Below are 13,723 nucleotides of genomic sequence, written 5' to 3' on the forward strand. Positions count from 1 at the left end.
CCCTTTTCTCGTAATTACTCGATGATCGAGGCGACGACGCCGGCGCCGACGGTGCGGCCGCCTTCGCGGATCGCGAAGCGGAGCTTCTCTTCCATCGCGATCGGCACGATCAGGTGCACTTCCATCGCGATGTTGTCGCCCGGCATCACCATCTCGGTGCCTTCCGGCAGGTGCACGACACCGGTCACGTCGGTGGTGCGGAAGTAGAACTGCGGACGGTAGTTGGTGAAGAACGGGGTGTGGCGACCGCCCTCTTCCTTGGTGAGGATGTAGGCCTCAGCCTTGAACTTGGTGTGCGGCTTGACCGAACCCGGCTTGGCCAGAACCTGGCCGCGCTCGACGTCCTCGCGCTTGGTGCCGCGGAGCAGCGCGCCGATGTTGTCGCCGGCCTGGCCCTGATCGAGCAGCTTGCGGAACATTTCGACGCCGGTGACGGTGGTCTTCTGGGTGGCGCGGAGACCGACGATCTCGATTTCCTCGCCGACCTTGACGACGCCGCGCTCGACACGGCCGGTCACGACGGTGCCGCGGCCCGAGATCGAGAACACGTCTTCAACCGGCATCAGGAACGGCTGGTCGATCGGACGCTCCGGCTGCGGGATGTACTCGTCGACGTTCTTCATCAGCTCGAGGATGGCGTCGTGGCCGAGCTTCTTGTCGGAGTCTTCGAGAGCGGCCAGCGCCGAACCCTTGATGATCGGGATCTTGTCGCCGGGGAATTCGTACTTCGAGAGCAGCTCGCGGACTTCGAGCTCGACGAGCTCGAGCAGCTCCGGATCGTCGACCATGTCGCACTTGTTGAGGAACACCACGAGCGCGGGCACGCCGACCTGGCGGGCGAGCAGGATGTGCTCGCGGGTCTGCGGCATCGGGCCGTCAGCGGCCGACACGACCAGGATCGCGCCGTCCATCTGGGCAGCGCCGGTGATCATGTTCTTCACGTAGTCGGCGTGGCCGGGGCAGTCGACGTGGGCGTAGTGCCGGTTCGGCGTCTCGTACTCGACGTGCGCGGTCGAGATGGTGATGCCGCGGGCCTTCTCTTCCGGCGCCTTGTCGATCTGGTCGTACGCGGTGAACGTCGCACCGCCGGCTTCGGCGAGAACCTTGGTGATCGCCGCGGTCAGCGACGTCTTGCCATGGTCGACGTGACCGATGGTGCCGATGTTGCAGTGCGGCTTGGTACGTTCAAACTTTGCTTTGGCCATTTGACTCTCCGTTCAATCGTCAGCTTTCAACCGACGACAATCAGGCAAACTTCTTCTGGACTTCTGCCGACACGTTGGCCGGCGCTTCTGCGTAGTGATCGAACTGCATGGTGAAGGTCGCGCGACCCTGGCTCATCGAGCGCAGATTGTTCACGTAACCGAACATGTTCATGAGCGGCACCATCGCGTTGATGACGTTGGCGTTGCCGCGCATGTCCTGCCCCTGGATCTGACCGCGCCGGGAATTCAGGTCGCCGATGACCGAGCCGGTGTAGTCTTCCGGGGTCACCACCTCGACCTTCATGATCGGCTCGAGCAGGACGGACTTGCCCATCTGCAGCGCTTCGCGGAAGCAGGCACGCGAGGCGATTTCGAAGGCGAGCGCCGACGAGTCGACGTCATGATACTTGCCGTCGACCAGCTGCACCTTGACGTCGACCACGGGGAAGCCCGCGACCACGCCGGACGACAGCACGCTCTCCAGGCCCTTCTCGACGCCGGGGATGTATTCCTTAGGCACCGCGCCGCCGACGATCTTCGATTCGAACTCGAAGCCCTTGCCGGCTTCGTTCGGCTCGACGATGAACGACACGGCCGCGAACTGGCCGGTACCGCCGGTCTGCTTCTTGTGGGTGTAGCTGTGCTCCACCCGCTTGGTGATGCGCTCGCGGAACGCCACCTGCGGCGCGCCGATGTTGGCATCGACCTTGTAGGTGCGCTTGAGGATGTCGACCTTGATGTCGAGATGGAGCTCGCCCATGCCCTTGAGGATGGTCTGGCCGGACTCGTGGTCGGTCGACACGCGGAAGGACGGATCCTCCGCGGCGAGCTTGGCCAGCGCCACGCCCAGCTTCTCCTGGTCGGCCTTGGACTTCGGCTCGATCGCGATCTCGATGACCGGCTCGGGGAATTCCATCTTCTCCAGGATCACCTGCTTGTCGGGATCGCACAGCGTGTCACCGGTGCGCGCTTCCTTCAGGCCGGCCAGCGCGACGATGTCGCCGGCGTAGGCTTCCTTGATGTCCTCGCGGTTGTTCGCATGCATCAACAGCATGCGCCCGATCCGCTCCTTCTTCTCGCGGGTCGAGTTCACGACGCCGGTGCCGCTCTGCAGAATGCCGGAGTAGATGCGGCAGAAGGTGATGGTGCCGACGAACGGGTCGTCCATGATCTTGAACGCGAGCAGCGCCAGCGGCTCCTTGTCGTCCGCCTTGCGCACGACTTCGTTGCCCTTGTCGTCGGTGCCCTTGATCGCGGGCACGTCGAGCGGCGACGGCAGGTAGTCGACGACGGCGTCGAGCAGCGGCTGCACGCCCTTGTTCTTGAAGGCCGAGCCGCACAGCACGGGATAGAACGCGCCGGTCAGCACCGCCTTGCGGATCAGGCGCTTCAGGGTCGCCTCGTCCGGCTCCTTGCCGTCGAGATAGGCGGCCATGGCGTCATCGTCGAGCTCGACGGCGGCTTCCACCATCTTCTCGCGGTATTCCTTGGCCTGGTCGACGAGGTCTTCCGGAATGTCGACATAGTCGAACTTGGCACCGAGCGACTCGTCGTTCCAGACGACGCCCTTCATCTTCACGAGGTCGACGAGACCCTTGAAGTTGTTCTCGGCACCGATCGGAAGCTGGATCGCGACGGGCTTGGCGCCCAGACGATCGACGATGTCCGACAGACATTTGAAGAAGTCGGCACCGATCTTGTCCATCTTGTTGGCGAAGACGATGCGCGGAACCTTGTACTTGTCGCCCTGGCGCCAGACGGTCTCGGTCTGGGGCTCGACGCCCTGGTTGGAGTCGAGCACGCAGACGGCGCCGTCGAGCACGCGCAGCGAACGCTCGACTTCAATGGTGAAGTCGACGTGGCCGGGCGTGTCGATGATGTTCAGGCGCTTGCCGTTCCAGAACGCGGTGGTCGCAGCCGAGGTGATCGTGATGCCACGCTCCTGCTCCTGCTCCATCCAGTCCATCGTCGCGGCACCTTCGTGCACTTCGCCGATCTTGTGGCTCTTGCCGGTGTAATAGAGGATGCGCTCGGTGGTCGTGGTCTTGCCGGCGTCGATATGCGCCATGATACCGAAGTTACGGTAGTCCTCGATGGCATGTTGGCGGGGCATGGGTCGTTCCTTGCGAGTCCGAGTGTGTCGCCGTTACCAGCGGTAGTGCGAGAAGGCGCGGTTGGCTTCCGCCATGCGGTGCACGTCTTCGCGCTTCTTGACGGCGTTCCCCCGGTTGTTCGATGCGTCCAAGAGCTCCGCCGAGAGCCGCTCGGTCATCGTCTTCTCGTTGCGCTCGCGCGCAGCCGCGATCAGCCAGCGAATGCCGAGAGCCTGACGGCGGGTCGAGCGAACCTCGACCGGAACCTGGTAGGTCGCGCCGCCGACGCGGCGGGAGCGAACCTCGATGGTCGGCATGACGTTCTCGAGCGCCTGCTCGAACACGCCGAGCGGGTTCTGCTTGGTCTTGGATTCGATGATACCGAACGCACCATAGACGATGCCTTCCGCAACCGACTTCTTGCCGGCGTACATCACCGAGTTCATGAACTTCGTGACGATGATGTTCCCGAACTTCGGATCCGGAAGAACTTCGCGCTTTTCCGCAGAGTGGCGACGAGACATAGGCTTGGTTCCCGCTTACTTCGGACGCTTGGCGCCGTACTTCGAACGACGCTGCTTACGGTTCTTGACGCCCTGGGTATCCAGAACGCCGCGGAGGATGTGGTAGCGCACGCCCGGCAAGTCCTTGACGCGGCCGCCGCGGATCATGACCACCGAGTGCTCCTGGAGGTTATGGCCCTCGCCGGGGATGTAGCCGATCACCTCGAAGCCGTTGGTCAGGCGCACCTTGGCAACCTTACGAAGCGCCGAGTTCGGCTTCTTCGGGGTCGTGGTGTAGACGCGCGTGCAAACACCACGCTTCTGCGGCGACTGCTGCAGCGCCGGCACCTTCTTGCGCGACTTCTGCACTTCCCGCGGTTGAGCGATCAGCTGGTTGATCGTCGGCATACTGGCCTTCACCCTTTTTCTGCCGCGGCCCCTCTCGGGTCCGCTGTCTTGCCGCGGCCCGTTCACCGGGTCCGCAAATTCTGTTCGAGCCAACCCGCCCGAGGAGGCCACCTTGCGCGAAATAACCCACGCAAAGCGAAATTGCGCCAACCGCTCCATCAACGAGCGGAAAGCGCTTCGACGCCACAGAGGACCGCAGTCTTGAAGCCGTTCAGCGCAATGCCGCGGCCCGCACACTGAGGTCATGCATCCGAATTCGATCTCAAGAGAACGTGCTCGAGAGAACTAAAGTCGCACTGGCATTGCCTAGCTATGATCGACAGCGTTTGAGCGGCATTCGTCGAGGTTGGTGCCCGTCTTTGCGACCCCTGGCAGATCTAGTCTTTGGGGATCAACGGGTGGCCCGTTCCGACGCTGGCGATGCTCACCGCCTGTCGTTAAGTGAGGCGCTTTCTATAAGTGAGAATCGGTCAAGTCAAGGTGAAACGACAGTCACAAAGCGCTTCATGCGCTTGCCAAAATCGCTGTTTGCCGCCCTCGCCGCGCCGCCCCCAATATCGGACCTAAGTCTCCAATTCGCCAGCCCACAAGCAATTTATATCCGGACAAAAAGAAACTTTATTATCGGCGACGAGGGGCTTTTGTGCTCGAAATGCATTGAGGCGCGTTAATCTCTCCGCGTCAGCAGCAATCCGCGACGAACATCACCATGATCGGCGTGGGGTGGTCCGGTCCGACCGACAACGGCGGTGTCGGCTGCACGCGCTTTTCGACGGCCCGGCCCGTCTGCATGAGAGCCATCTGACCGGGTTTTCGAATCGAAGAACTCGCCGCCAGGTTCGGCCCGCGCGCCACGGACCGGAATCACGGGCTCGCTACGGCCCGGTCAGTCCTCCTCGTCGTCGTCCTCGTCGTCATCGTCGCGGTCGTCGGCGGCGTGAGCTGCGGTGCCGTGGGGCTGGTGGATCTGATCGTTCCACAGCTTGCGATAGGTGCCGTTCTTGGCGAGCAGCTCGGCGTGGGAGCCGCGCTCGATCGCTCTGCCCCCTGAAATCACGATGATCTCGTCCATCTCGACCACCGAGGTCAGGCGGTGGGTCGACCAGATCATGGTGCGGCCCTTGGCGACCTTGAGCAGCGTGCGGTTGATCGCGGCCTCGGTGGTCTGGTCCAGCGCCGAGGTGGCTTCGTCCAGCAGCAGCACGGAGGGGTTCCGGATGATCGCGCGCGCGATCGCGATGCGCTGGCGCTGGCCGCCCGACAGCGTATCGCCGCGCTCGCCGACCGGCGTGTCGTAGCGCTGCGGCAGGCTCATGATGTAGCGGTGGATCTCGGCCTTCTTGGCGGCCTCCTCCACCTCCTCGTCGGTTGCGCCCTCCTTGCCGAGCCGGATGTTCTCGCGGATCGACATGTTGAACAGCATGTTCTCCTGGAACACCACCGCCATGCTCCGGCGCAGCGAGTCCAGCGTCACCTTGCGGACGTCGACGCCGTCGATGGCGACGCGGCCTTCGTCGGGCACGTAGAGCCGCAGGATCAGATTGAGCAGCGTGCTCTTGCCGGAGCCGCTCGGACCGACGATCGCGATGCGCTTGCCGGCATTGAGCTTGAGGCTGAGATTGTCCAGCACCGGCGTCTGGCTGCCCTCGTACTGGAAGGTGACGTGATCGAAAGTGATGTCGTTGGTGATGCGCGGCAGGTCCGGCGCGCCGGGACGATCGGCCCCGCGGGTCGGCTCGTCGAGCAGTTCCTGGATGTGACGGATCGCGGCGGCCGAGGAGATCGACACCGGAATGAAATGCATCACATGGGCGATGTTGTAGGAGACCTCCCAGAACGCGCTCTCGAAGGTGACGAAGGTGCCGATGGTGATCTGGCCCTTGGTCGCCAGATAGGCGCCGATCGCGAGCACCACCAGGTGCAGGAGGAGCACCGAGATGGTGACCGTCCGCTCCACCATGGTCGAGAGGAATGTGGCCGAGGCAATCCTGTTGCGGGTCTCGTCGTTGCGCAAGGTGAAGAAACCGAACATCTTGCGTTGCAGGCTGAACGCCTTGATCACCGCCTGGGCCGCCACGTTCTCCTGCACCAGGCCGAGCAGCGCCGATTCGTTGAGCTTCTGCTCGTAATTGGCCTGCACCGCCTTCGGCGTCAGGATCCGGGGGCCGATCAGCGTGATCGGGAACACCAGCAGGGCGACGACGGCGAGCTGCCAGTTGAGGAAGACCATCAGGATGATGCCGGCGATCAGCTCCAGGAACGGCAGCGCGGCACTGTTGGCGAACGTCTTGACCGCCCCTTCGAAGGCCGAGAGATCGACCGAGAAGCGCGACAGGATCTCGCCGCGCCTGGTGCGGCCGAAATAGGCCGCCGGCAAATCCTGAACGTGCTCGAACAGGCGCTTGCGGACATCGGAGATGATGCAAGCGGCAAGGCGCGCGTCCCAGCGTTCGTACCAGACCGCAACGATCGAGGTGAAGATGCCGGCGACGGCGAGCACGCCGAGGATCTTGTAGAGCGCCTGAAAATCCTCCTCGCCGAGCGCATCGTCGATCAGGAACTTGAGGCTGAGCGGCATGATGACGTTGAACAACGTCTCGATCACGACGCCGAATGCCACGAATGACAGCATCCGCTTGTAATTGGAGAGATAGGGCTTGACGAACCCGACGATGGTCGCGAGGGCGCCGGCAGCTTCGCGCGCGGTAAAGACGACGAGGTCCTCGTCTTCTTCGTTGTCGTCCTCGAGCTCAAGCTCGTCATCCGCCTCATCGTCGTCGTCCTCGTCGAGGCCCGGCTTGGCGAGGGCGAGCTTGTCGTCGAGCTCGGCCGCTTCTTCCGCGGCGAGCTTCTGTTTGTCGGGCGGGAGGGGTTTGGACGCCATGAAACCAACCGATGCTGACGGCCGGCATGACCGCAGAGAACGCAGGAATAGCGGCAACCGCTATTGCACCGATTCTATGCGATCAGGATGAATTCGGCAAAACAATTGGCGAATTCGTTTCCCTTCCCCAGGACTAGTCCTCGTCCTCGACCTTGTCGAAGAAGGAATAGCGCAAGCTGTCCGCGTCGGCGTACCACTGCCCCGGCCCCTTGTTGGCGGCGAGTGTCGCCTCCCACAGCGCATCGGTGCAATCCTTGCGGTGCATCGACAGGTCGAAGCCGTTGCCGAAGAACAGCTCGGACCATTCCCACCAGGTGCCGAGCTTCTTGACCCCGCGCAGGAGGTCGTAGCGATCGATCAATGCCGGCGCCATGTCCGAGGTGATGGAGCCGAACACGAGGCCGGTCTTGACCACGCGGTTGAACTCGCGGATGGCGCGGACCACCTGCTTCGGGGAAACGTGGCAGAGGCTGGTCTCGAACACGAAGTCGAACGTGCCGTCCTTGAACGGCATGTCGGTGATCGAGCCGAGCTTGTTGTACTTCTTCAGCGCCTTCGGCGTCTTGGCATGGATGACGCGGTTGTTCTCGATTCCCCATGCATCGATGCCGCGATCGCGCAGCGCGCCGACCAGTTCGCCGCTGGCGGAGCCCGCGATGAGCAGCTTGGCGCCCGCCGCCTTGCCCCAGACGATGCCGATCAGCTTGGTCAGGTAGTCGGGATCGGTGAAGTGCCGCCACGCCTGGTGATAGGGGCCGAGGCCGCGATAGTTCTCGAAATAATCGCGATCGATCTTGTCAGAGAGCGGCTTCTCGCTCTGCGCGCGTTCGCGGCGCAGGCGCATCATCTCGGTCAGGATGATGTCGGTCGCCGCGTCCGAGGAATCGAGCAGGCCGTTCAGCGTCGAATCGAACAGATAGTCGCCGACCACCACGATGCCGGGGTGCTCCTTCGGCTCGGGCCGGTGATTGGTCATGACGTCGCGCACGGGCAAGCCACCAGGCAGCGCGTTCACCGAGGACAGCCAGCGATGGATCTTGCCTTCGATGAAGTGCAGACGCGCGTCGCCGAGAGAGGCCGGCAGCGACTTCAGGGCGGCATCGATCAGCTCCTGGTCCGACAGATTGGCAAAAGCCAGCGCGTCGGAGCCGGGAATAAGCCAGTTCAGAACACCATGCTTGCCGACGTCGTGACGTGCGCCCTCGTTGTAGACGCAGCAGCCGCCGAAGGCTTCCGACATGAACCATGCGCCCGGAATCCTGTCGCCCCAGAACGGCTCGTCGAACAGGATCGAGACGCGCAAATAATGCGCGGGCCGGTCGAAGTATGAGACGTGCTTGACCATCGACTTGCGCAGCTGCTCGCCTTCCCACCCCATGGTGGCGAGCCAGGAATGCGGCAAGCAGACCAGCACGAGATCGAAGTCGCGCGTCTCCGGACCCTTGCCGTTCATCATCTTGAGCTGGTAGCGGCCGGTCGGCGCCTTGCCGACGGTGAGCACGCGGTGATTGAGCTGGATGTCGGCATTGACCTCCGACTGCAGGCATTCGATCAGCTGCTCGTTGCCGTTTTGGATGGAATAGAGGCCGATATAGCCGTCGACGTCCATCAGATAGTTCTTGAGCGCGTTGAGGCCGTTGGTGTTGTGGCTCTCGGTCGCGATGTCGGAGCGCGCCATCACCTTGAAGAAGCGCTTTGCGGTGGCGTCCTCGACCTCCTCGTCGAGCACCTGCTCGGCCGTCTTGTAGGCCCAGGGATGCTCGTTGTCGTGCGCGCCGACGCCCTCGTAATATTCCACCGGCGACATCACCTCGGCGCAGCGCTTGCGGAAGGCTTCGATCGCGGCCGCAGTCTTGGCGCCGTATTTGCGGCGCATGCCCGGAACGTCGTTGAGCAGCTCACCGCCGAACTGGACCTGCTCGGCATCCATCGGAATGGTCTGGAGTCCGAAATGCTGGATCAGCTCGCGCAAGGGGTCCGGGCCCGTCATCGAGTAGTCGTAGATCTCGGCAACGCCGGCCTCGTACATCGCGGGCGCCGAATCGAACTTGCGCGTGACGATCTTGCCGCCGAGCCGGTCGGAGGCCTCGTAGATGGTGACGCGGCAGAGGTCGCCGAGCTTGCGCTTCAGGTACCAGGCGCTCATCAGCCCGCCGGGGCCGCCGCCTACGATTGCAAGATCAAGCATGAGAGTTCCGTGGTCTTCCGGCCCTGCCCCCTTCACGGGACCACCGGTCTAAGTCGCCTTAGCAGAAGCGCTTTTGCGGCTGAAGGAAAGATGAACAAAGGGCGATCCTGCATCGCAGCAAGCAAAGAAAGCAGCAAAAAGGCCGGCAAAAGCCGGCCTTTTCATTGTCCTCGGTATTCCTACGGATGAACGATCATTCCGCAGGCGGCAGCGCAGGAAGCTCGGCTTCCGGCGCCGGCGAGACGACGGCGGCCTGCTTCTCGCGCTCGTCCAGGATCAGCTTGTCGCGCTTCATGGCGACTTCGCGGATCTTGGCCATGGAGGCGCCGGTGCCCGCCGGGATCAGCCGGCCGACGATGACGTTCTCCTTGAGGCCTTCGAGCGGATCGATCTTGCCGTTGACCGCCGCCTCGGTGAGGACGCGGGTGGTCTCCTGGAACGATGCCGCCGAGAAGAAGGAGCGGGTCTGGAGGCTCGCCTTGGTGATGCCGAGCAGAACCGGCGTTCCCGTGGCGGGCTTCTTGCCCTCTTCCTTGGCCTTCTCGTTCAGCGCGTCGAACTCGATCTTGTCGACCTGCTCGCCGGAGATCATGTCCGTGTCGCCCTGGTCGGTGACTTCCACCTTCTGGAGCATCTGACGGACAATCACCTCGATGTGCTTGTCGTTGATGAGCACGCCCTGCAGCCGGTAGACCTCCTGGATCTCGTTGACCAGATAGGCCGCGAGCTCCTCGATGCCCTTGACCGCAAGGATGTCGTGCGGCGCCGGGTTGCCTTCCACGATGAAGTCGCCCTTTTCGACGACGTCGCCGTCCTGAAGGTGGATGTGCTTGCCCTTCGGGATCAGGTACTCGCGCGGCTCGTCGGTCTTGTCCATCGGCTCGATCGAGATGCGACGCTTGTTCTTGTAGTCGCGCCCGAACCGGATGGTGCCCGCGATTTCGGCGATGATCGCCGCATCCTTCGGGCGCCGAGCCTCGAACAGTTCCGCCACCCGCGGCAGACCGCCGGTGATGTCACGCGTCTTGGCGCTTTCGGTCGAGACACGGGCGAGGATGTCGCCCGGCTGGACCTTGGCTCCGATGTCGACCGAGAGAATGGCGTCGACCGACAGCATGTAGCGGGCGTCGCCGCCACGGGCGAGCTTGAGCACCTTGCCGTCCTTGCCCTTGATCACGATGGCCGGACGCAGGTCCGAGCCGCCGCGCGTCGAGCGCCAGTCGATGACCACGCGCTTGGCGATACCGGTGGCCTCGTCGAGCGTTTCCGAGATCGACTGTCCCTCGACCAGATCCTCGAAGCCGATGGTACCTTCGACCTCGGTGAGCAGCGGACGGGTGTAGGGATCCCACTCGACGATGCGCTGGCCGCGCTTGACCATGTCGCCCTCGTCGACGTGCAGGCGCGAACCGTACTGGATACGGTGCGTCGCACGCTCGGTGCCGTCGGCATCGACGATCGCGACAACCATGTTGCGCACCATCGCGATCAGGTGACCTTCGCTGTTGCGGGCGATGGCCTTGTTCCTGATCACGATCTTGCCGTCGAAGTTGGCTTCGACGAAGGACTGCTCGTTGAGCTGCGCCGCACCGCCGATGTGGAAGGTGCGCATGGTGAGCTGGGTGCCCGGCTCGCCGATCGACTGCGCCGCGATGACGCCGACCGCTTCGCCGTGGTTGACCGGCGTGCCGCGGGCGAGGTCGCGGCCGTAGCACTTGCCGCAGATGCCGTTGACGAGCTCACAGGTCAGTGCCGAGCGGATCTTCACCTCCTGGATGCCTGCCTGATGGATGGCATCCACGTGGCTCTCTTCCATCAGCGTGTCGCGCTTGACGATCACCTGGCCGGAGCTATCACGGACGTCTTCGCAGGCCGTGCGTCCGAGGATGCGCGAGCCGAGCGAGGCGACCACGGTGCCGGCATCGACGATGGCCCGCATCTTGATGCCGAGCTTGGTGCCGCAGTCGCTCTGCGTGATGATGCAGTCCTGCGCCACGTCGACGAGACGACGGGTCAGGTAGCCGGAGTTCGCGGTCTTCAACGCGGTGTCCGCGAGGCCCTTGCGAGCGCCGTGGGTCGAGTTGAAGTACTCGAGCACCGAGAGGCCTTCCTTGAAGTTCGAGATGATCGGCGTCTCGATGATCTCGCCCGACGGCTTGGCCATCAGGCCGCGCATGCCCGCGAGCTGGCGCATCTGGGCCGGCGAACCGCGGGCACCGGAGTGAGCCATCATGTAGATCGAGTTGATGTCGGCGTCGGCTCCGCTCGCCGTCTTCTTGGTGGCGGAGATCTCCTTCATCATGGCCTTGGCGATTTCTTCGGTGGCCTTCGACCAGGCGTCGACGACCTTGTTGTACTTCTCGCCATGGGTGATCAGACCGTCGTTGTACTGCTGCTCGAAATCCTTCGCCAGCGTACGGGTGGTGTCGACGATCTTCCACTTGCCGTGCGGCACGACCATGTCGTCCTTGCCGAACGAGATGCCGGCCTTGAACGCGTTGTAGAAGCCGAGCGCCATGATGCGGTCGCAGAAGATCACCGTCTCCTTCTGGCCGCAGTGGCGGTAGACCTGGTCGATGACGCCGGAGATCTCGCGCTTGGTCATCAGCTTGTTGATGATCTCGTAGGAGATGCGCGGGTTCTTCGGCAGCAGATTGCCGAGCATGACGCGGCCGGCGGTGGTCTCGATCCAGCGCTTGGAGACCTTGCCGGTCTCGTCCATGCCCTCCCACCGGTACTTGATCTTGGTGTGGAGGTGGATGACCTTCGCGTGCAGCGCGTGCTCGAGCTCGGCCATGTCGCCGAACACCTTGCCCTCGCCGGGCAGGCCTTCGCGCATGATCGAGACGTAGTACAGGCCGAGCACGATGTCCTGCGACGGCACGATGATCGGCTGGCCGTTCGCCGGATGCAGGATGTTGTTGGTCGACATCATCAGGACGCGCGCTTCCAGCTGCGCTTCGAGCGACAGCGGAACGTGCACGGCCATCTGGTCGCCGTCGAAGTCGGCGTTGAACGCGGAGCAGACCAGCGGGTGAAGCTGGATCGCCTTGCCCTCGATCAGCACGGGCTCGAACGCCTGAATGCCGAGGCGGTGCAGCGTCGGTGCGCGGTTGAGCAGCACCGGATGCTCGCGGATCACCTCGTCCAGGATGTCCCAGACCTCGGGCCGTTCCTTCTCGACCAGCTTCTTGGCCTGCTTCACGGTGGTGGACAGGCCCTTGGCGTCGAGCCGCGAATAGATGAACGGCTTGAACAGCTCGAGCGCCATCTTCTTCGGCAGGCCGCACTGATGCAGGCGCAGCTCGGGACCGACCACGATCACCGAACGGCCCGAATAATCGACGCGCTTGCCGAGCAGGTTCTGGCGGAAGCGGCCCTGCTTGCCCTTGAGCATGTCGGCGAGCGACTTCAGCGGACGCTTGTTGGCGCCGGTGATGACGCGGCCGCGGCGGCCGTTGTCGAACAGCGCATCGACCGCTTCCTGAAGCATGCGCTTCTCGTTGCGGATGATGATGTCGGGCGCGCGCAGCTCCATCAGCCGCTTCAAGCGGTTGTTGCGGTTGATGACGCGGCGATAGAGGTCGTTGAGATCAGAGGTCGCGAAGCGGCCGCCGTCCAGCGGCACCAGCGGACGCAGGTCCGGCGGAATCACCGGGATCACGGTCATGATCATCCATTCCGGCTTGTTGCCGGAATGGCGGAACGCTTCCACGATCTTCAGGCGCTTGGCGAGCTTCTTGTGCTTGATGTCGGAGTCGGTCTCCTGCATCTCGGCACGCAGCGAGGCCTCGAGCTTCTCGAGGTCCATGCCCTTGAGCAGCTCGCGGATCGCCTCGGCGCCGATCATGGCGGTGAAGCTGTCCTGGCCGTACTCGTCCTGGGCCTTCAGATACTCGTCTTCCGACAGCAGCTGACGGTCCTTCAGCGCGGTGAGGCCCGGCTCGAGCACGACGTAATATTCGAAGTAGAGGATCCGCTCGAGATCCTTCAGCGTCATGTCGAGCAGGAGACCGATGCGCGAGGGCAGCGACTTCAGGAACCAGATGTGGGCGACGGGGGCTGCGAGCTCGATATGGCCCATGCGCTCGCGCCGGACGCGCGACAGCGTGACCTCGACCGAGCACTTCTCGCAGATGATGCCCTTGTACTTCATGCGCTTGTACTTGCCGCACAAGCACTCGTAGTCCTTGATCGGCCCGAAGATGCGGGCGCAGAACAGGCCGTCGCGCTCGGGCTTGAAGGTGCGATAGTTGATGGTCTCCGGCTTCTTGATCTCGCCGTAGGACCAGGACAGAATCTTCTCTGGAGACGCGATCGAGATCCGGATCTGGTCGAAGACCTGAGCCGGCGTCGTCGGGTTGAAGAGATTCATAATTTCTTGGTTCATCGTCTTCTCCTCGCGTGCCGGTCGCCTCCGGCCGCAAATTCGAAAATCACTT

General features: G+C 63.3%; 7 protein-coding genes. All 7 read right to left on the minus strand.

The window, feature by feature from the left end; translation table 11 throughout:
- Positions 1 to 14 precede the first annotated feature (14 nt).
- The 7 genes from tuf to rpoC all read right to left on the minus strand — a co-directional run bounded on the left by tuf (position 15) and on the right by rpoC (position 13,671).
- The gene (gene tuf / locus N2602_RS24665) at positions 15 to 1,205 is read right to left on the minus strand and encodes an elongation factor Tu (RefSeq protein WP_025036994.1); all 1,191 of its coding nucleotides are present in this window, start codon (positions 1,203 to 1,205) and stop codon (positions 15 to 17) included.
- Between the two features lie 40 nt (positions 1,206 to 1,245).
- Positions 1,246 to 3,318: an elongation factor G gene (fusA, locus tag N2602_RS24670; protein ID WP_212254949.1), complete on the minus strand. Its 2,073-nt coding sequence runs from the start codon at positions 3,316 to 3,318 to the stop codon at positions 1,246 to 1,248.
- Between the two features lie 33 nt (positions 3,319 to 3,351).
- The gene (gene rpsG / locus N2602_RS24675; protein WP_018647239.1) at positions 3,352 to 3,822 is read right to left on the minus strand and encodes a 30S ribosomal protein S7; all 471 of its coding nucleotides are present in this window, start codon (positions 3,820 to 3,822) and stop codon (positions 3,352 to 3,354) included.
- A gap of 15 nt (positions 3,823 to 3,837) precedes the next feature.
- A complete protein-coding gene (gene rpsL / locus N2602_RS24680) occupies positions 3,838 to 4,209 on the minus strand; it encodes a 30S ribosomal protein S12 (RefSeq protein WP_007603006.1) in 372 nt (123 codons plus the stop codon).
- Positions 4,210 to 5,095: 886 nt separating this feature from the next.
- Positions 5,096 to 7,093, minus strand: a complete 1,998-nt coding sequence (locus tag N2602_RS24685; protein WP_260379729.1) for an ABC transporter ATP-binding protein — start codon at positions 7,091 to 7,093, stop codon at positions 5,096 to 5,098.
- 133 nt (positions 7,094 to 7,226) lie between these two features.
- Entirely contained in the window at positions 7,227 to 9,281 is a 2,055-nt protein-coding gene (locus N2602_RS24690) for an FAD-dependent oxidoreductase (RefSeq protein WP_260379730.1), read from the minus strand.
- Between the two features lie 193 nt (positions 9,282 to 9,474).
- Positions 9,475 to 13,671 (minus strand): DNA-directed RNA polymerase subunit beta', encoded by a 4,197-nt coding sequence (gene rpoC / locus N2602_RS24695; protein ID WP_212254946.1) that lies wholly within the window; start codon positions 13,669 to 13,671, stop codon positions 9,475 to 9,477.
- Positions 13,672 to 13,723: the final 52 nt, after the last annotated feature.

Source organism: Bradyrhizobium sp. NC92, from assembly GCF_025200865.1.
In the GTDB taxonomy this organism is placed as follows: domain Bacteria; phylum Pseudomonadota; class Alphaproteobacteria; order Rhizobiales; family Xanthobacteraceae; genus Bradyrhizobium.